The 20,973-nt window shown below is 41.8% G+C and carries 16 protein-coding genes; 5 read left to right on the top strand and 11 right to left on the bottom strand.

Features of this window, described 5'->3' with window-relative positions; translation table 11 throughout:
- Window positions 1–31: 31 nt before the first annotated feature.
- From C727_RS0117415 to C727_RS0117380, 8 genes are all read right to left on the bottom strand, one after another.
- The gene (locus tag C727_RS0117415) at window positions 32–1,477 is read right to left on the bottom strand and encodes a DUF1501 domain-containing protein (protein ID WP_017446950.1); all 1,446 of its coding nucleotides are present in this window, start codon (window positions 1,475–1,477) and stop codon (window positions 32–34) included.
- A gap of 17 nt (window positions 1,478–1,494) precedes the next feature.
- Window positions 1,495–4,701: a DUF1553 domain-containing protein gene (locus C727_RS0117410; protein ID WP_017446949.1), complete on the bottom strand. Its 3,207-nt coding sequence runs from the start codon at window positions 4,699–4,701 to the stop codon at window positions 1,495–1,497.
- Window positions 4,701–5,864: an NHL repeat-containing protein gene (locus C727_RS0117405; protein WP_017446948.1), complete on the bottom strand. Its 1,164-nt coding sequence runs from the start codon at window positions 5,862–5,864 to the stop codon at window positions 4,701–4,703. The genes C727_RS0117410 and C727_RS0117405 overlap by 1 nt, the downstream gene beginning before the upstream one ends.
- Window positions 5,854–7,263 (bottom strand): c-type cytochrome domain-containing protein, encoded by a 1,410-nt coding sequence (locus tag C727_RS18885; RefSeq protein WP_017446947.1) that lies wholly within the window; start codon window positions 7,261–7,263, stop codon window positions 5,854–5,856. Before C727_RS18885 ends, C727_RS0117405 begins: the two co-directional genes overlap by 11 nt.
- A 115-nt stretch (window positions 7,264–7,378) precedes the next feature.
- A complete protein-coding gene (locus tag C727_RS0117395) occupies window positions 7,379–8,221 on the bottom strand; it encodes a polysaccharide lyase family 7 protein (RefSeq protein WP_017446946.1) in 843 nt (280 codons plus the stop codon).
- A gap of 144 nt (window positions 8,222–8,365) precedes the next feature.
- The gene (locus C727_RS0117390; protein ID WP_017446945.1) at window positions 8,366–9,673 is read right to left on the bottom strand and encodes a dihydroorotase; all 1,308 of its coding nucleotides are present in this window, start codon (window positions 9,671–9,673) and stop codon (window positions 8,366–8,368) included.
- 9 nt (window positions 9,674–9,682) lie between these two features.
- Window positions 9,683–10,582 (bottom strand): TatD family hydrolase, encoded by a 900-nt coding sequence (locus C727_RS0117385; RefSeq protein WP_017446944.1) that lies wholly within the window; start codon window positions 10,580–10,582, stop codon window positions 9,683–9,685.
- Window positions 10,583–10,707: 125 nt separating this feature from the next.
- On the bottom strand, window positions 10,708–11,979 hold the full coding sequence (locus C727_RS0117380; protein ID WP_017446943.1) for a glycoside hydrolase family 117 protein: 1,272 nt from the start codon (window positions 11,977–11,979) through the stop codon (window positions 10,708–10,710).
- Between the two features lie 163 nt (window positions 11,980–12,142).
- Between C727_RS0117380 and C727_RS0117375 the strand changes: the two genes are divergently transcribed.
- The 4 genes from C727_RS0117375 (at window position 12,143) to C727_RS0117360 (ending at window position 16,627) form a co-directional block, all read left to right on the top strand.
- A complete protein-coding gene (locus tag C727_RS0117375) occupies window positions 12,143–13,009 on the top strand; it encodes an AraC family transcriptional regulator (protein ID WP_017446942.1) in 867 nt (288 codons plus the stop codon).
- Window positions 13,010–13,089: 80 nt separating this feature from the next.
- A complete protein-coding gene (locus tag C727_RS0117370; RefSeq protein ID WP_017446941.1) occupies window positions 13,090–14,622 on the top strand; it encodes a sialate O-acetylesterase in 1,533 nt (510 codons plus the stop codon).
- Window positions 14,623–14,634: 12 nt separating this feature from the next.
- On the top strand, window positions 14,635–16,011 hold the full coding sequence (locus C727_RS18880) for a glycoside hydrolase family protein (protein WP_017446940.1): 1,377 nt from the start codon (window positions 14,635–14,637) through the stop codon (window positions 16,009–16,011).
- Between the two features lie 157 nt (window positions 16,012–16,168).
- Window positions 16,169–16,627, top strand: coding sequence for a CBS domain-containing protein (locus C727_RS0117360; RefSeq protein ID WP_017446939.1), 459 nt, complete (start codon window positions 16,169–16,171; stop codon window positions 16,625–16,627).
- Here C727_RS0117360 and C727_RS0117355 read toward each other — a convergent pair.
- The gene (locus C727_RS0117355) at window positions 16,596–17,123 is read right to left on the bottom strand and encodes an acyloxyacyl hydrolase (protein WP_017446938.1); all 528 of its coding nucleotides are present in this window, start codon (window positions 17,121–17,123) and stop codon (window positions 16,596–16,598) included. The genes C727_RS0117360 and C727_RS0117355 overlap by 32 nt on opposite strands.
- A 154-nt stretch (window positions 17,124–17,277) precedes the next feature.
- Here C727_RS0117355 and C727_RS0117350 point away from each other — a divergent pair, with 154 nt between their 5' ends.
- A complete protein-coding gene (locus tag C727_RS0117350) occupies window positions 17,278–18,150 on the top strand; it encodes an alpha/beta fold hydrolase (RefSeq protein WP_017446937.1) in 873 nt (290 codons plus the stop codon).
- A gap of 13 nt (window positions 18,151–18,163) precedes the next feature.
- On the opposite strand, the gene C727_RS0117345 is transcribed toward C727_RS0117350, so the two are convergent.
- Together C727_RS0117345 and C727_RS0117340 are read right to left on the bottom strand one after the other, a co-directional pair.
- Entirely contained in the window at window positions 18,164–18,676 is a 513-nt protein-coding gene (locus C727_RS0117345; RefSeq protein ID WP_017446936.1) for a DinB family protein, read from the bottom strand.
- A gap of 323 nt (window positions 18,677–18,999) precedes the next feature.
- Complete coding sequence (locus C727_RS0117340; protein ID WP_155949300.1) at window positions 19,000–20,970, bottom strand: sulfatase-like hydrolase/transferase; 1,971 nt, start codon at window positions 20,968–20,970, stop codon at window positions 19,000–19,002.
- Between the last annotated feature and the right edge of the window lie 3 nt (window positions 20,971–20,973).

Here is a 20,973-nt window from a genome sequence, read left to right as displayed (position 1 = left end):
CCACGCAAAACTTGGGCTGACGGCAACATATTTAAGCTAAGATATCTTTGATGATTTTGCCGTGAACATCGGTTAATCGAAAACGACGGCCTTGGTATTTATAGGTTAGCTTTTCGTGGTCTATGCCCATTAAATGCAGAAGCGTCGCTTGAAAATCATGCACATGAACAGGATTTTTAGTTATGTTATAGCCAAACTCATCGGTTTCTCCGTAACTCATGCCAGGTTTGACCCCACCACCTGCCATCCACATGGTAAAACAGCCCGGATGATGATCGCGACCATAGTTAGTGGCGGTTAATTTACCTTGCGAATAGTTGGTGCGGCCAAACTCACCGCCCCAAACAACTAGGGTATCCTCTAATAAACCACGTTGTTTTAAATCCGTGACCAGTGCGGCTGACGCCTGATCCGTTTTTTTACACTGATTTTTAATACCACCCGGTAAATAATCATGTTGGTCCCAACCTTGATGATACAACTGAGTGAATTTAACATTGCGCTCGGCTAACCGGCGCGCTAACAAACAGTTAGCCGCATAAGTACCAGGTTTGCGTGAATCTGGCCCATACATCTCAAAAACCCAGTCGGGTTCATCAGAAAAGTCGGTCACATCCGGAACCGATGATTGCATGCGCTCAGCCATTTCCATTTGCGCAATGCGTGATTTAATTTCTTGATCGTGCCAATGCGCATATTCGGCTTCATTGAGTTTACGTAAATGCTGCATCAACTCACTGCGCAAATCCATACTCAGCCCTTTTGGGTTGTTCAGATACAGCACTGGTTCTTTACCACCTCTAAACTGTACACCCTGATGGATGGATGGCAAAAAGCCATTGCCCCATAAACGTGAATATAGCGGCTGGCCGCCCCCATTGGTGCTGACCATAACAATAAAACCGGGTAAATTATTGTTATCTGTACCTAAACCATAATTTAACCAAGCCCCAATACTTGGCCGCCCAGCGATTGGAAAACCAGTTTGCAAAAAGGTGATCGCCGGATCATGGTTAATTTGATCTGTATGCATTGATTTTACAAAACATAAATCGTCGACGATTTTTGCAGTATGAGGTAGCAACTCGCTCACCCAAGCGCCAGAATCACCATATTGGGCAAAATCGTAAATAGATCCAGCCAAAGGCAGTGAAGATTGCTGCGCACTCATACCAGTTAATACCTGATCGCCGCGCACTTCTGCAGGTAGTTCCTGTCCATGCATCTTATTAAGCATGGGTTTATAATCAAAGGTTTCAAGCTGTGACGGACCACCACTTTGAAATAAATAAATCACTCGTTTTGCTTTTGCAGGCAAATGCGGTTTACCTAAAATACCGTTTAAATCGGGTCTTTGTTCTGGTTGCATCGCCAAGCCAGATAAGTCTTTTGCCAGCGATAAGTCAGTCGCGCCGGCCAAAGCCGCTGTACCTAAACCTTGTGCGGCTCGGGTTAAAAATTGACGTCGATTAATCATAATTATCCTCTACTCACTTATCGCTTAATAACGGCCGCGTCATGGCTGACCAACATATTGCTTACGGTACCTAAAGCTGCAAGCTCGACGGCAGGCAGATCGCTATTTACCGGCATTTCACCGACATTTAAAAAGGCTTCGGCTTTACTTGGATCTTGTTTAAAATCTACAACCACCCGCTGATACATCTGATGAAGTATTTGCAACTGCTCAGCTGTGACCTCTCGGCTTGTTAGGGCTTTAAATACCCCAGCTAACTGATCTTCCACCTTGGGTCGTTTTTGCATCATTTTTTCAGCCAGCACCCGGCTCGCTTCAACCACTTGTGGGTCATTTAATAGGGTCAACGATTGCAGTGGTGTATTGGTTTCTTGACGCTGGCCGATACTGTGGCCACGCATAGAGGCGTCAAAGTTAGTCATATTGGGTGGCGGTGTACTGCGTTTATATATGGTATACATGCTGCGGCGATATAAATCTTCACCACTGCCTTGTTTATATTCCATATTGTTCATGCTCCAGATCCCGTCAGGTTGATATGGATGGGTACTTTTACCGCCAATTTTATCCACCAGCAAACCACTAACGGCTAAGACGTTATCGCGCAACATTTCAGCGGTTAAACGTTGCGCAGAAGCGCGCGCGAAAAGGGTATTTTCTGGATCTTTTTGCAGTAGTTCTGTTGTTGCTTTAGAGGATTGCTGATAAGTGGATGAATGCAGCATAAGTTTTACTAAATGATTCAAATTCCAACCAGATTCAACAAACTCAACCGCCAACCAGTCTAATAGTGCTGGATGGGTTGGACGTTTACCCTGATTGCCAAAATCTTCCGGTGTGCGCACAATGCCATCGCCAAAAAACATCTGCCAATAACGGTTTACCAATACGCGAGAGACCAAAGGATTATCTTTGTGCGTTAACCATTTAGCTAATCCTAAACGGTTTTTTGGCCAGCTCGGGTCGTATGGTAAAACCGCTTCAGGCACACCAGGTTCAACCGGATCTCCGTGACTTGCATAACTGCCACGTAACAAAATATAAGCTTGGCGTGGTGTTTTCATCTCTTCCATCACCATGACTTCTTTAACGGCTTCTTGCTGCTGATTTAAATCATCTCGGCGTGCGGCCAGTGCTGCTAGCTCACTTTGATACGCTTTATGATGGCGCAATAAATAATGCTCTAATAATAATTCTTCGCTGAGTTTGGCCGTTTGTAAATCTGAGGTGGCCATTAACTCTACACGACTCAACTGACTGTTATACACTTTTAAATTATCAACGATTGCACCCGCGATACCTCGACTTCGCCAACGGGCACCCACTTTAAGACCAATTTCTTCAAGCACCTGCGCTTTAGTATGTTTTATTTCTTTGTACAGGTTGTCTCTCTCTACCTGCATCTCAACCGCGTGACCATTGACATAAAAATCTACGCCACTGGCTTTAGATGAGCCATCGTAAGAAAAAGCAACATTTAGCCATTGTTCCTTTTGTACTGGAGCAACTGATTTTAAAGAAATCGCATTATATGGATAAGTATGGGCCAGCCGAACATGCCAATGGCCGTGTTCTATACCCACATCAAAACCTTTAAAGTTATATAAAATACCAGCTTTATTATAGTGAAAAAGCACACCTTCTTGTGCAGATTCAGGCAACCAGGCATCTATAGTCACAGCAAAAGGAATACCTCTTCTAAAATCATTTAAATGCTGAAAATATAAAGGATCGTCTCCGTTTAACTTAATCGCTTGGCGACTATCCTGCTGATAATACTGCATGGCCGGGCCGTCTTTTTTCTTAACGTTAGAGCCATAGATGACTTTGCCTTGTGCTTCACCGTTTAAACGATTTTTAATAGCTTCATTGTTATCTTCTAACGTCAATGGATAATCTGCAATCAAATGCTGTTGAGCGCTGGTTTTTGCCGCTGCAATTGAAAAACTGCCTTTCCATTGATTAAAAGCGTCGTTAGCCGTTTGTTTGATTGCTTGCAATCGATTCTCAAGGCTTTTAATCTCAGTGGTTAACTTGGTTAACTGAGCTTTTTCTTCAGCGCTTGGCAATAACATAGTCGGCACAGGCATATCATTTGGATCATAAGATATCTGACCAGATTCATCTAAATTATTAAAAAACGCTGTGGTTTGATAATATTCTTTGGCCGAGATAGGGTCATATTTATGATCGTGACATTGAGCACAATGCATAGTTAAACCCATTAACCCCGTGCCTAATGTTTGTACCCTATCTTTAACATATTCAACTCTAAACTCTTCATTAACTATGCCCCCTTCACCGTTTTGTGCATGCACCCGATTGAACGCAGTAGCCAGCCTTTGTTCAGTGCTTGGATTTGGCATTAAATCACCGGCAATCTGCCAACTAATAAATTGATCAAAAGGGCGGTTTTGGTTAAAACTATCAATCACCCAGTCGCGGTATGGTGACATATCACGGTAAAAATCTGTGCTATAACCATGCGTATCGGCAAAACGAGCAACATCCAACCATTCTTGTGCCATACGCTCGCCATAAGCGGGTTTTGCCATATAATAATTGATTAATTGATGCCAGGCTGAATCAGACTGATCCGCTAAAAAGTCAGCCACCTCTTTTTCGGTTGGTGGCAAGCCTGTTAAATCGAAACTTAAGCGCCGAATTAAACTGACTTTATCTGCCCTTTGTGCTGGCTCATAACCACGTTTTTCGATTTTATCCAATACATAGGCATCGATTGGAGATTTTACCCAAGCTGCATTTTTAACCTCTGGTAGCTCTGTTTTTTCTGGTTTTATAAAAGCCCAATGTTTTTTATATTCTGCACCTTGCTCAATCCATTTTTTGATGATGGCTTTATCGCGAGGCGAGAGTTTTAAATTTGAGCTCGGGGGCGGCATCACAAAATTATCATCTTCTGAAATAATTCTATGATAAATTTCCGATTGATCTGCGTCTCCCGGCGTAATGGCTGCCATTTTGTTATCTGTAATATGCGAAGTCGCATGCTCAAAGGTATCTAGACTTAAACCCGCTTTTGCATTCACTTTATCTGGGCCGTGGCACAAAAAACAGGTGTCCGATAGAATTGGTTTAACGTCAAAGTTAAAATCTACCTTGTCCGGTATAGGTTCGGCAAACACTTGCTCAGGTTCATTATCAAAACAACCACTGAGCAAAAGAGTCATTGCTGAGAGACCTAAATATCTGTTTTTTATCATTACACACGCTCCAGCTTAATCGGATATGCCTGATGGGCGTTCCATTGGCCTACATAAATATTTTCTTCATCATCTACACACACCGAATGACAATGATTAAATACACCATATGTGCCTGCCATAGGTTGTAATTTTCCATCAATATAGTTGGGGGCTGCGCCGCCTGGGTTCGCCACGACTCGGTTGTTTTTATCAACAATCGTAATAAAGCCAGAATTGGGCAGTTTGCGACCATTATCATCCGTCCAACAAACCGGTGCGTAAAAATAATCACCTTTAAATACTGGGCCACCAATATAAGCGCCGGGAAAATCAATCACCGAACGAAATTGGCCATCAAATGAAAAAGCTTTGAGTTGTTTTTGCTGACGTGAGCTAATTAATAAATGCGGATCGGACGGATCTCTGTTATCAATCTCAATGCCATGACTATTGATTAACCGATAATTAGGATCAGAATTTTTTGGACCGCCCCAATGACGAATATAGCGACCATGGCTGTCATATTGAATGACAAAATCTGAGCCGTACCCGTCTGTGACATATAAATCACCATTTGGCGCAATCGCAATATCAGTTGGGTTATACGCCATGCCTGGTTCATAAATGCCCTGCTGCACTGGATGGGCTAAGGTATAAATCAGTTTTCCGTCTATGGTTAATTTAGAAACAAAACCCGTTTGTTTAATCCACTTACCGCGCCACTGATTACTGGTGCGGTGACGGTTCAAAATCCAACCACTGTCGACGATATAAATCACGTCTTCGCCATTTTCATTAACGATTTTGACAGCATGTGCACCTGGGTGTTGTGTACCCCATGCGTCTATTAATTTCCCGTCTTTGTTATAAACAATAAAATTATTCACATCACTGTCGGTGCACATTATGATTCGACCTTTTGAGTCGATAGCTAAACCATGACTGTTTTCAACCGGCGTTTTATGCGGATGCAAATTACCCCACTCAAAATTTACCTTATATTTAAAATCACCATGGCCAACTATTTTGCCATGGGCCGAGCGGCCTACCTGATCGGCGGCTATTGGATTTTTAGAGGTTTTAGCCATCACACTACGGCTGGCACCTGATAACATCATCCCGGCCGATAACAAAGCCGTATTTTTTAAAAAGTCGCGTTTACTAAATTGATTATTTTTCATTATTTTGTCCCATCAAATCATAATTGGCGGCAATTACCTGAAGTGAACTTGTTTTATTTTTTTGCTGCCATTGGGTCAGTGCTTGTTCGCTAACAAGGGTTTCGGTTAAATACAAATTTTTTAGTGCTGGAAGCTGTTGCAACGCGCTAAAAACCTGATCATCAACTTTAGTTTTGTATAAATTCAGATAAGTCAGCTGATCTAACCCTGCAAGATGATTGATCCCCTGACTGGTAATTGGATTTTTTTCTAATCTCAGTTTTATCAGATGAGTTAATTGAGAAAGTGCAGCCAGCTGCGGATCGCTCACTTGACTATTAGCCAAATTAAGCCAAGCCACATGGTCTTTAGCCTTTAATAAAACTTCAAGCGCCTGATCGGTAAATGCTTGCCGTGAAACTGAATAATCTAAATCGATATAAGCGACGTCTTGCGATATTTGTTTAACCACAAATCCTGCTGCCGTTAGTTCATCAGCCAGTGTTTGTGATAAAGGCTCAGTTTTAGCTAATGGCCAGCTGCCTTTGGCTGCTTGCAATCCCAGTTGAGTTGCCAAAATCGAGCGCGCTGTATCATCAAGTTCCAGCTCACCTAACAGCTTATCCTGCGGCAATCCGGCTTCAATCCACCAAGCCAATGTTTTAACTTGAATATCGCTTAGCGGTGGCTTTCCACCCGCTGGCATAAATTTTTTATCATGGCTGTCTAAAGTAATGCGCCGATACAGCTCACTGGCATTGAGATCGCCAGCTACCACTGCTGGCCCGGACTGCCCACCTTTAAAAAGCGAATCTAGTCGGGTTAAATTAAGTTTGCCTTTGCTTTTGTCATCATTATGGCAAGCAACACATTTTTGCTCCAAGACAGGTCCAATCAAATCGAGATAAACATGCGCCTGAGCCAAATCCGTTACTTTTTCGCGTGGTGTCGGGTGAGCTTCCAAACCCGCTAATTTACGAACGGGATCGGGCGCATAATCAAACAAATAAGTCGAACCATGGGTCATATTTGCGCCATAATGACCCGTTGAAAATAGTAAAAACAGCTGACCAAAACACAAAATTGTGGTGATAAAGGGGGCAAATTTGGAAGAAATGCGGCTTAACAAACAAAAATAAAACCAGCAAATAAAAGCACAGCCTATAACGGCAAAAGCAAAAGCTTTATGAACAAAAACTGCGTCTGCGTTGTAACCGCCGCCTAGCGACAATAAGTAACCCAATAGCGCGGCGCCGCACGCCGATAACGCACCCCACAACCAAATGGTTTGCAATGTTTTTGTTCGCTGTTTATTAAAAAACAACGCATATAATTCTAACACCGCGGCCATTAACAAAATGCCAATTGGCAAATGCAACACCAACACATGGAAACGGCCAAAAAATTGGATTAAATCCATACACACCCACTCATATCATTATTAATATGAGTGAATGTTAATATCCGGTTGTACAGTTAACAATTGATTAATCTGACCAGAATTTGTAAAAAATTGATATTTACCAATAAAGCGATTAGTTATTGTTAATTGGTATCTTTAAAAAGTTTAAAGATTTAAATTGAACTGTTGCCGTGCCATCAGTCTGGTTATATACACCTGCTTTGAAGTAACTTTCGAGATGATCCCAATAACTAATATCGTATTCATCAATTTGTGGATTCACTTGATCATTAAATGCAATGCTCATACGACTATTTTTGACTGTGATTTGGATATTTGCGACCTCATCGGCTGAATAAGCACCCAATGGGATCTTATCGTATTCTGAGCACTCTAAACATGCATTTGCTTTAATCACAGCCCAATAATTGTTTTGTATTCCGCTGCGTTCACGAAGCCAAACTACTCGCAATAGAGGTTTGTTAATAGCATTACTATTTTTTGTCACATCATGAATTTGCATAAATGTGATTTCATCAACCGACTCGGCCAAAGGATCTATGATTTTAACTTCACCGCTTAATTGGTAAACATAGTTCGCATCATTTACATACCATTCACTAATCTGGCGCAGTTCCGAGCGCTTATGATCACCAGACACTCTAAACGTCATCCATGCATTTCCCTGCTTAGGGATAAAGAAGTATTGATTATACTGGCCATCAAAATCGCCATGAGCAATCAGCTTAGTGCTGGTCGGTGCTTGTAAATAAGCATCATCAATCACAGCCTGGTATGCCTGAACATCATAAGGGGCTGAGGCTGGTTCCAACGCTTCTTCGCCTGGTTGTGGTGAAGGGCTCGGGGAAGGCAAAGGTTCCGGCTGTTTAATCGCAGCCGGCCCAGTTGAAGAACTACCGCAGCCAGATAATAAAGCTAGCAAGATAACCAAAACACTTATTTTTGGTAAAAACATAATCGGCACCTGAATGACAAGAGTATATTTACATGTAATACCAATTGTAAACACAAAGTTTCATTCAGAGCAAATTATTTAACAAGAATTATTTAATTTTGTATGACACTTAAACGAGCTCCATAATAGATAGAGCTAATAGCTTCAGCCCTGCTGATAAACGATATTTCCGGCTGTCATTGTCATACGAGTTAGCCCATAGAGTTGATAACCAATAAACGGAGAATTTTTTGATTTAGAGGCAAAAAATGCTTCATTTACCTCAAAACAATTGTCTAAATCAAATAAAACCAAATCGGCTGTCGCACCAACTTTGATACGACCGCAGTCTAAATTAAACAGTGCCCCTGCCTGTTTACTCATAAGATCAATACATTGACCCAATGCCAGTTTGCCTGATTTAACAAAATAGGTATACATCAAAGGAAATGCTGTTTCTAACCCTATAATGCCAAACGGAGCAATCTCTATGTCGAGTGCTTTTTCCGCCGGCGTATGCGGCGCATGGTCGGTGGCAATAGCGTCTATGGTTCCGTCTAGTAGCGCTTGTTGGCAAGCAAGCATATCTTGTTTGCTGCGCAGCGGCGGATTCATCTTCCAATTGGCATCAAGTGTTTGATCAGATTTAATTTTGATGTCTTGATCGCACAACAATAAATGATGTGGCGAAACCTCTACTGTGACGGGGGCCCCTTGCGCTTTTGCAGTACGAATGGCGGCAATAGATTTTTCCGTGGACACATGTAACACATGGTAGCGGCCACCCGTTTTTAAACTTAATGCACAACCACGCTCGACATGTTTGCTTTCAGAGTCGCTATCTATGCCGGCGACAGAAAATTGTTTTGCGATCTCACCGTTATGAATGGCTCCTTGATTAGATAAGCGCTCATCTTCAGAGTGATCCAAAATCGCCAAGCCTACTTGTTTGGCTTGCATCAGGGCTTGCTCAATCAAGGAATCACATTGCACCCCTTTGCCATCATCAGTGATCGCAATCGCGCCGGCCGCTTTAAGTGCTTTAAAGTCAGTTAATTTTTTGCCTGCCAAATTTATGGATAGCGATCCTGTGGGATATACATGGCAGAGCGCAACTTCTTTTGCACGGGCAAGCATGTTTTGGATCACGTGTGGATGGTCAGCAACCGGCGAGGTGTTTGGCATTGAGATAACAGTGCAAAAACCACCTTTAACCGCGGCGCGACTGCCAGATTCAATATCTTCTTTGTATTCCATTCCAGGTTCACGAAAATGAACTTGGGGATCGACCAGCCCAGGCGACAAAAATAACCCGTCTGCATCAATCACCTGATGAAAATCGTCATGTATTTGAGACGTTGAAATCTGTGTTATCTTTGTTCCTTCTACAACCAGATTAACTTTCATCTGATTGTCGCCAAGGCCACCCATCAAGCGCTCTAACGTGATTGCATTTTTTATAAGTGTTTTCATCAATCACCTTTAATCTTGCAAACTGGCTGCTAATTCAACAACAGGTTGTTGGCCGCGAGTCACCGAATTGGCTTGATAGGTTTTTGTTTGGTCAATGGCCAGTCGATTAACGTCAGCCAAATTAATGCGACCACTTTGGGCATAAAAATTAATCGGGTTTTCAAACGTCACTCGCTCAACTTCGGCTTCTGTAAATCCTGCCGCTAACATGGCTTTGGCGGTTTTAGGAACCGCTAACGGATCACTAATCCCCCAATCAGCTGCACTATTAACCACCATTTTTTCTAAACCATATTCTTTTAATAGGGCCACCATTCGCTCAGATGACATTTTAGTATTTGGATAAATACTGTGACCTCGCCAGCAGTCTGTTTCTAACACCAATGGCAAGGTCTGCTCGTTTAAGTGATCAATCAATACCATTTTTTCAGCAACACCCACCTCTCGAATAGCCTCTATCGTCTTTTTAGTGCCAGTGACTTTATCTCGGTGCGGGGTATGCACAAGAACAGGTAAATTTGATTCTTTCGCTAACTCTAATTGAGCCAAAAAGAACTTATGCTCTGCCGGTGTGATATCGTCATAACCAATTTCACCTATGGCTACAACGTTTTCTTTTTGGCAATACCTAGGCAATAATTTCATCACGCCTTCGGCTAACTCCAAATCATTCGATTCTTTAGAGTTAAGGCCTATAGTACAATAATGCTGTATCCCAAACTGGGACGCTCTAAAGTGCTCCCAACCAATTAAAGAATCAAAATAATCGATAAAAGATCCAAGTTGAGTGCGCGGCTGACCATTCCAAAATGCTGGCTCAACTAGACCAACAACCCCGGCATTCGCCATATTTTGATAGTCATCTGTGGTTCTAGATAACATGTGAATGTGCGGATCAAAGTGTTTCATTTTATTTCTCCTAAGCAGATAACTTATATTAGGGTCATTTTTACAATCATATAACGTTATAACATAACAATAATAATTCGATTAAAAAACCCCACTCAATAAATATTTTACTGAATGGGTATTTTTTACTTATAATTTTGGTTTTTTATACGTTCTTTTTGTTTGGCCGATAAACCAAATTTGTAGTGGTGCTCTGGACTGTATTTATAATTGTGTTTTTTCATCTCAGGATCGTGCAGATCTAAACTTAAATCAGTATCAAACCGAGTTAATTGCGAGTGATTTGTGTCCCAACCATTGACCGCAGTAAAATGCGATAATCCCCAAGTCACCCCGCGGCCATATTTAGTATCAGTAAAAGCATCCGGTACATAAAAACCAGCGGCATTCGGCATTAACTCAACTACAGAGGCGATGTTAAAATTGACCCAGTCTTCGGCGTATTGAATGGTGCTTCGCTCGTTGCCATCACGGATAATAAGTGCGGCAACACCCTCTTTAAACGGGAAAAGTGAGGTTTCATGACCTGAGTTCAAAACCGGATTTAGCGGATGTTTTTTAAAAGGCCCTAGTGGATTATCCGCAATCGCTAACCCTTGCATACGTACTGCTTGTGGTCTGTCTTTACTGCCACGTATGCGATCAAAATCGGCTTTGTAATACAGGTAGATTTTGCCATTGTGGACAATAGGATGTGGATCATGGATGGAGTTTTGATCCCACTCTCCTTTTTTGCCATTAGGTATAATCACTTTATTGATGGCTTTCCACGGACCGTCTGGTGATTCCGCAACCGAAACTGCAACTGGGCAATCGTTGTCAGTTAGTCCGCTAGGTGCATTAAACCCTTGGTAATAAAGGTAATATTTACCTTTCCACTTTAAAATATCTGGCGTCGCAACCGAGCGCCAGCCAATTTGAGGTTTGGGTGGACGCGGCACAGCAACGCCTTGCTCTTGCCAAGTAAAACCATCTTTAGAAGTGGCATACCAAATATCTGCCAAATCCCAGTCAGCCGACGGAATTTCGTCGCTTGCCAAATGTGCATTACTCAAACCAACAGGCACAGCTTTAGTATGTCTTTTGGTATACCAGATATAATATTGGCCGTTTTCTTTAATAATTTTGGAGGGGTCGCGGCGCGAGACTGTGCCGTCTTCTCCATTGTAGTCAAACCCTTTCAGCTTGGTATATTTGAACAAGGAATAGAGTTCGTTTTTTTCTTGTCTTGGCGACATGTAATTATCATAGTTTCGCGCAACCGCTTCACTTAATGGCCGGGCCGGTTTTTCTGCCGGCATGTCATATGGGAAGGCTCCAATTGTTTGCCCAGCCATCAAACTATAGCTCGCGGCCATTAAGCTTAATCCGAGCCATGTGAATCTATTTTGCTGCATTTTGCATCACCTTAAATAAATAATAGATACAAATCCCTCGAAAGACTTGTAAACATTTAACTTTTAATTAATATTTGTTTTATATACTTAAACTGACACTCTATTTGATTATTTATAGATAAAAACATATCTTAGAAAATAAATAGTAACTGGTAGAAATATTGTGCTATATCCAGAAAAATATGAAACAGGTTCAGGTGGCTTTGTATGGCAGAATATCGCGCCAATTCCGTGGATCTCTGATTTGCGCTTACATATCCATTATGCGCATTACATGGAAACCGATCAGCAATGGTCTGGTGATCAATTTGTTAATCATTATAATCGCATATACTATGTAACTGAGGGTCGAGCAGAGTTAGTTTTTAGCCAGGAAACCATTATAATGGAGCCTGGCTATTTATATTTGATTCCACCCTATTCTTTAAACTCTCATCACTGTAAACAAACGTTGAAGTTTTATTGGGTCCATTTTCACGCTCTAGTGCAAGGTGATCTGGATCTATTTTCGATTTTTTCGCAGCCTAAAAAAATCGCAATTACTCAAAACAAACAAGTAACGGACGACTTAAATATTATCGTTCAATCTATTCATCAGGCCCCAAATACGGCGGCTGGCGTTTTAACACGTAATGCTCATTTGGCGAGCTTACTAACGCCTTTTGTTGCACAAATGACTTCAGCATCAGAGAATAAAGATGCACTCGCTTACCGTAAGCTTTTGCCAACGCTAAAACATATTCATGACAATCTTGCCAAACCATTAAAAGTTGCCGACCTTGCTGCGCAAGCAAATATGAGCAGTGAACATTTTTCGCGTATTTTTAAAAACCAGTTTAATATCTCACCCAAACGCTATATTTTGCTTAAACGGATTGATTTAGCCAAACAGTTTTTACTGCTTAGCCAAACGCCTGTGTCCCAAATAGCCCCCAAAACCGGCTTTTTAGATGTTTATCACTTTTCTAAAATATTCAAACAAGAAGTCGGCGTTTCGCCACTCAACTACCAAAAGCATTATCGGAAATAAAATAGCTTTGCGGTTTTCCGGCAGTCACTTGTTGTAATACTAAATTAATTTTATTGAACAAACTGCTAGGGAACTAATCCATGAACAAATTAGCTTTGTGGTCATTGACATCTACTTTAATGTATTGCACGCAAGCACAAGCAGAGGTCTCTCTGCCAAGCGTCTTTGCTGATAAAATGGTGTTGCAACAAAAACAGGAAAATCCGATTTGGGGTAAAGCCAGCCCGGGCGAATCGATCCGTATCTCACTTGCAGATCAAACCTATAAAACCAAAGCCGATGCAGACGGTAACTGGCGTGTTAAGTTAGCCAAAATGCCGGCCGGGGGGCCCTACAATATTAAAGTTCAGGCGCAAAATTCGATAGAGATAAAAGATGTATTGGTTGGCGAGGTTTGGATGTGCTCGGGGCAATCAAACATGGAATGGCGAGTAAAGGATTCTAACCATCCCGCAGTAGAAACTTTAACTGCAAATTACTCAGACATTCGTATTATGAAAGTCCCACGAGTGGGTATTGATACCCCGCAGTTTGATATTGATGCAAAATGGGAAACCGTCTCACCAAGTAGTATTCGCGATTTTTCTGCAATTTGTTATTTTTATGGTCGCCGCCTTCACCACGCACTTGGTGTTCCTGTTGGTTTAATTAAAAACTCTTGGGGCGGCACACCAATCGAAGCCTGGATCCCACGCGACGCCTTAGATAACAGTGGTGAATACGAGCCGATGTTATCACATTGGGATCAACTCACAGCTGATTTTGATCCAGCAACTTATCAACAGCAGCTGAAAGCTTTTAATGCATGGAATAAAGCAGGCCGTCCCGCAGAAAGCCGTGTTGATAAACCTAAAGATCCCATTTCTGGTGGTAAACGCCCAGCCAATATTTTTAATGGTGTGGTCAATCCAACGGTCGGGTATGGTATTCGTGGCGTGATCTGGTATCAAGGTGAAGCCAATGGGAACCGTGGTTATCAATACCGTTCATTATTTCCGCTGCTTATAAATACTTGGCGTGAGCGCTGGGGTCAGGGTGATTTCCCATTTTATTGGGTGCAATTAGCGGACTTTAGAGCTGAACAGGACACGCCTTCAGAATACAGTGATTGGGCTGAACTACGAGAAGCACAAAGCATGACATTAAGCGTGCCAAACACCGGAGAAGCGATTGCGATTGATCTCGGTGAAGGGCGGAATATACACCCAACGAACAAACAGGATGTTGCAGACCGTTTAGTTCGTCATCCGCTCGCAAAAGTGTATGGTTTTAATTTAACCGCCGACAGCCCGAGATTCGACGAATTAAAAATTGACGGCGACAAAGCCATTGTTAGCTTTAAAAATGTGACTAAAAAGCTCTACAGTCAAGATACTTGGAAAGTTGATGGTTTTTATATTGCTGGCGACGATCAACAATTTGTCAAAGCTGATGCAAAAATAATCGGAAAAAACAAAGTCCAAGTTTTTTCTGAGCAAGTTAAAAATCCTGTCGCCGTTCGCTACGGCTGGGAAGATAACCCTGTCGTGAACTTATATGACAAAGGTGAGTTACCCGTTGCGCCATTTAGAACTGACGACTGGCCTTTACGTTCATTAAATGTCGTTAAATGATAAGGATAACAAATGAAAAAAACACTTAGCACCATGATGCTTGCCACCATTCTCAACGGATGTGCGACCACCGAAAATCCAAACAGTCAAACCGCATCACTTAGCTGGGGTGAAATTACTCAGCAAGAAGGAATTGATATTAATGGAAACCAAATCCGTTTAACGGCAGATAGTGGCCAATTTACCGCAAAAGTTTTTCAAGGCCGCAAGCCGGTGAAACTTGCCAACATAGAAGTTGAGCAGCTGCCAGTCTGGGACAATTGGCAAGCGGTTGACAAAATTGTACCCGCAGAAGCAAAAGACGCCCCTGTGTTCGTGCCAGTGAGTGATGGAAATTATTGGCTGCTCGCGCGCTATGCTAAATCACCCAAAACTGGTTACCATGCTTGGCATAGTACCAACATGAAAGATTGGACTCATCATGGACCTATCTCTACCCACGATAATCGTTGGGTCACATCTGCCGAGTACAAAGACGGCCAATTTTATATCTATTTTGATAAACCGAATGATGAAGATCCGCATTTAATTATCGATGATGACTTAACTGACGGAAAACAAGGCAAGGTGGTTGGCAAGGTATTTGAAGATCCAACTCATGGCTCGGATATGGCCATTTTTAGAAATGACGATGGTAATTTTCATTTAATTTACGAAGACTGGAGTCCAGTAGACCCGAGTAAACATGCATGGGATTCGCCCTTAGCGGGTCATGCTGACAGTCCTGACGGCATCAATGGCTTTGAACCTCATGAATACGAGCCACCGATTGATGTAAGAACAACTCCGACTGGAAAAATACTTCCGTATAAACCACACCCGAACCAAATGGAATTTGGTAAAGATCCGTATCCTTATGTTTATCAAGAACATCAGGGACCTCAAGATGCGTTTGGCGATTACACGCTTATTAAAGTCGGCGATCACTATTATCTATTTTGTGATTACGACCCAGCCGATAAAAGTAAAAGCATGCGTGTAGGTCGTTGGCGCAGCGACAATATTAACAAACAATTTGTCTGGGACGGTGAAGTAGGCGCTGGTTTCCACCCTGACCCAACAGTCGGTTTTGCTGAAGGCAAGTTTTATTTGTTAGTGCAACGAGCCGGTAACGACTATATAAGTGATGGCCCTTGGATAGACGGAGTGCAGGCCAGAGCGGGTGTTGATATTGATAACGATGGAAAAATTGATCAATGGACGGAATTTGCAAACATTAAAGAAACCTATCAGCAAAAATCTGGTTTTGTTCGTGTGGTAGAAAAAAAACCAGCCAGCATTGACGTAACCAGCTTACCAGCCGGTTATAGCTATAGTGTAGAATTTAAACTTTCACAGCATAATCAGTTAAAACCTGTGATCACGCATTTAAAAACACACATAAAATAACCCTTTAAAGAGACTGTTTATCTTTTAAACAGTCTCTTTTTTGCTTTTCACTTTCTATTTTTTCATGCCTTGATCTGGCACAATTAAGATAGCTTGTTTAATCTAAAAGTATTTAATAAGCTACTGCTTTTAAAGTTGTAAAAAAGATAAACCCACCATGAAACTCAAATCATTAATGAGCACACGCTTGGTGTCTGTTAAATTAGACGATCCCCTTAGCACTATTAAGGATATTTTTGACAATACAAAGTTTCATCACTTATTAGTCATAGAAAATGCAAAACTTTTGGGTGTGATATCTGACCGCGATCTTTTAAAATCACTCAGCCCTAATATAGGTACCGCAGCAGAAACGGCGAAAGACTTATCTTCGTTAAATAAAAAAGCTCATCAAATTATGCACAGAGATCCAGTTGTTATTTCAGAAAATGCATTAGTACAAGACGCCATTTTTATGTTTAACGAATATGGTGTCTCCTGCATACCAGTCGTTGATAATCACAATAGCGCCGTTGGCATTATTTCGTGGCGGGACATAATGCGTGCGCTCGGGCTACGAATACATAAGTTGAATCAAGCTAAAACTAAAAACGCTCAGCATACGTTAAAGAAATAAAGTCTAATCCAGGGTTAGGGCTTTTAAAACCACCGTTCGAATAGTGCAAATAGCGCAGTGATACACTCTGTTTATTGTCTTTACCAAACTTGGTGACAAAACCAATTCGATCTTCAAACTGGTAATGTGTACTAACATCTTTACCAGCAAATTTGGTGTCGTCTAATAAACTTAAACCTATTCCAAACTCAAGTTCAACATTGTGATTAAATACTGTACCCAACGGATATAGGATAGCTGGCGAAAAGGCTATCACAGCATTGCCGTCGGTTTCTACTGGATCATTGTAGCGCCAAAAATTGATACTGGTTTCAAAATAGAGTTCAAGCAAAGGCAAAGCTTCAATTTGATAATCTGGATAATATTGATAGGCCAGTTTAATGCCCTGTACATCTCCTTCACCTTGAATATACGCAGCAGAAGCAGCGTGATCGCCCGCTTTAACTAGGTTAGGGACTAAAACAAATATAAAAAATATAGCTAATAATTTTTTCATCATGAATACGTTAGTTATGTTAGTATTTGAACGATCATACAAGTTGACGCGGCAATCATCTGCTAGCCAGCTTTGTAATCAGTTTCAAAATATTTTTGATAATTAAAGAATATGAACTTATTATTACTATCTGCTGAACAGAGGAAAAAGATCAATGGAATCAGACTTAAGCCAGTGGCAACACTTTGCGGCTGCACAAAAATCTGTGCAATTAGCAGCGGGTACAGTCGCTCATATCCCGTTAACTGTGCGCTACCTAGATAAAGGGGTTGCTGAAAAAGGAACTCTGTTATTGATGCATGGTATCCCAACTTGGGGATTTTTATATCATGCTGTTATTGATGCCTTTGTCGCCGACGGTTATCGCGTTATCGCACCTGACTTTTTAGGCCACGGTTGGTCTGATAAAAGAGACTGTTTTGATCGTTCATTTAAAGACCAAGCGAGTATGATTATTGCCTTGCTTGAAATTTTGGATATACCCAAAGTGAATTTAGTCGGCCATGACACAGGCGGTGCGGTGGCTTTAATGTTAGCGATTGAACATCCGCATTTAATACAAGCTTTGGTGATCACAAACTCAGTTTGTTACGACAGATTTGATGATGACATGTTAGACTTTGGCCATCCAATACGCTGGAAAAATCGTTCGGTCGCTGATTTGGTCACCGCCCTAGAAGAAAGCTTAGCTGCGGGCTTGTCTCGCCCAGACAGATTAAGCCAATACTTTAGAGAAGGCATCATAGCGCCTTGGGCGAGTGAAGAAGGCAAACTTAGTTTAATTCGCAATGCCGCCGCATTAAACGCGAACCAGACAATGGCGTTAGTCGACCGTCACGGGAGCATTAGTGCCCCGACCCTGATTCTTTGGGGCATGGACGACTCTTGGCAAAAGTCAGAGGATGGTAAACAGCTTGCCAGTGAGATCCCAACGGCAATATTTAAAGCCATTGACGGCGCTTCTCACTGGTTACCCCAGGATGCCCCTGAAAAATTTACCGCCGCGATATTGGAGTTTTTAACTTAGACTTATGTTTAAGCTAAGGGATACACTCCAGCAAATCGGTCACACCCACATCAATACCAATTTGATTCAATAGCGTCGTTACTTGCCCCCTATGATGAGTTTGATGGTTAAACATATGTAAAACAAGAGCAGCGAAGTCTTTTTCAAATTCCACCCCTTTAGTGTTCTGATATACCAGCTTACGAGTTAACATTTCGGGGCGTAATTCATTTACAAATTCAATAATGATCTGATCAAGTTTGCCTCTATGTTCACTTAACTCAGCAAGAGAATCAGCCATTCTAGCGCTCAAACCAATCGGCTGCGGTAAATCAGCCATAGGGAGAAGCGACTTCAGCCCTAAGTTTCCTTGGGAAAACCGCTTTAACCAGACTAAATCACCAACGTAAATGTGATTAAGCGTATCAAATATTGAACCGAAAAACGCCCCTCGATCCATGCACACTTCGGATTCGGGCAAATTTAAAGCAGCCCTATATATTTTTTCGTTCATTTGACGGTTGTAATTAGCTAATAATTGATACATATGCTGCCTTACAAAAAGCTTGAGAAAACACTAATAACTAGAACAAACGGCCATAACGATCTAGTACAGTTGATGTTAGCTATTTAGCTTGCGTTTGCTCAGATAAATCAGCTTGTATGTGCTGCCCTTGGTGCACACTTTGCGCCAATCTTTCCCCCTAATGAACCCATTTTAGAGAGTGAAAAACAACAATAAATCCATCTTCAACGAGCTTTGAGGCAATGGCTTTTCCCATGCTCGAAGTAGAGCCGATAATGGGCGCGGCTCGAGCGCTGTTACGTCCTTAATTAGATTTCATTGTCGGATATTCCCTTCCATAGGGCCTATTTTAACAAATTTTTATATTTCCGTGGTTTGCGTTTTTTTGGTTTTTTAATCTTGAGGCGTAAATCTTTTATCAGCGCTTTGCTTTTGTCAGCAGCAACTCTAGCAATGACGCTCGCGGTGCCATCGCCGTTCGATGAAAAGCTATACTGTTGGATGACACCGTCAGTTTGCCATGTTTTACCATCGCTTGTCCCTTCAATGATGAAAAAATAATCGTAACCCAGTGCCTCATTGCGCTGAAACGCAAGCCCAATATATTCACCTTGCGCATCGCTAACGTCAATTAAATGAGGTTTCTGTAGGGGCGTTGGTGAAGTGGCATCATTTGGATTAGTTCCAAATACAAACTCATGAAAGTTATTCACGCCGTCACCGTCAGGATCTGCATAGGGATCTGAAACTGAATATTTGCTTTCAAACGCATCTGATAAAGCATCACCATCGCTATCGAGCGGCGGCAATGGCGCTTCGGAACTTGTATTGTACAAATCGTATTGAGCTAACAGGGGTTCAAGTTTTGCTTTTTCTGCCAGCAACTGAGTCTTATGCTCGCCGTCAGGCAGATCCTTAATTTTTATAAAACTGTCGTAATCTGTTGGCGTCTCTGTGGCATCATACCAAATACCATGGCCATCTCTTAACACCTTGTCGTTGCGGATCATTTGTGCATCAAGGCGCATTGCATAAATGTAGTCTCTATGTTTATCAGTTTTTCCCGTTAAATAAGGCCAGATACTTTTGCCATCAAGCTTGTCATACCCTTGAGGAAATTGATAACCCATAATATCCGCAAGCGTTGGCAATACATCGGTTAAATCCGCTTGGATATTTTGTCGCCCTTCAAGTAACCCCTTAACCCCAGGCGCGTAAATAATCATAGGTACATGAGGGCCTTTCTGACGATGAATTGAAGCTTTGCCCCACCCCTGTGTGGCGTTGTCGGCGGTAAATATGATAACCGTATTATCAAGTTCGCCCATTTTTTTTAATTTGTTCAGATATTGCCATATTTGGTAGTCCAAATACTCTAAATGATAGCTAATTCCGGGCGGGGTTATATTGATTGCTTTATAAGTGCCGTCAGCTTGAAGAATATATTTTGCGTCTGCTCGGGTATAAGTGCCAAACTCACCTTCTTCTTGGTTATACGAAATTTCAGGCGTAGGAACCCAAAGTGTTGGATTGCCTTCTACTGCAGGATCACGCGCAGTGTGTCCCAGATGTGGCGTATAATAAACAAAAAATGGCTTCCCAGCTGCTTTTGAACGTTCGATAAAATCAAAAATATATTCTAATTCAAGATCAGGCGCATAATCATTTAGCGATGTTTTTACATATTTATAGGGTTCAGCTGGGTGATCTGGATGGTTAATTAGCTGAATTTCAGGCCACCAGTAAAAAGATTTATGGTCCCAGTGTTTTGGGTCGGCTGTGGTGAAAATTTTATATGGATTTTCGTTCGGGGTTCCAAAAGGATTCCAGCCAGCACGTTTGGTTTCGGCAGGGCTGAAAACGCCTTCATTAAATCCCATACTCAAGGTATCCGCGCCATCCGTATTATGGGTTTTAGATACCCAAATATTTGCGTAACCAGCTTCTCGACTCATATTTCCTAGTGTGATTGGCGCACTTTGATACGCGACATATTGAGTATGACTGTTAACACCCATATGGCTGTTATCCCAATATTTATTCTGGTGCGCGTATGTACCATTCATTATTTGTACACGGCTCGGCTTGCAAATTGTACTGGCCCAGACGGTTTCTATAAAGTTTCCACCCTCATTGGCTATCTTATCCAACACAGGTGTTTTTGCCCGACGATCTCCATACCATTTATTCGACTGGTAAACGGGGAATTCTCTGGCGCTGATGTCGTCAGCCATGATTAAAATAACATTCATAGGTTTTGCTACGACACAAGTTGTCGAAAATAAACCAATTAAAAATATTAATATCTGTTTCATAGG

Origin of the sequence: Gayadomonas joobiniege G7 (genome assembly GCF_000300815.1) — a bacterium.
GTDB lineage: Bacteria > Pseudomonadota > Gammaproteobacteria > Enterobacterales > Alteromonadaceae > Catenovulum > Catenovulum joobiniege.
This window is presented reverse-complemented; position numbering and strand designations above follow the sequence as displayed.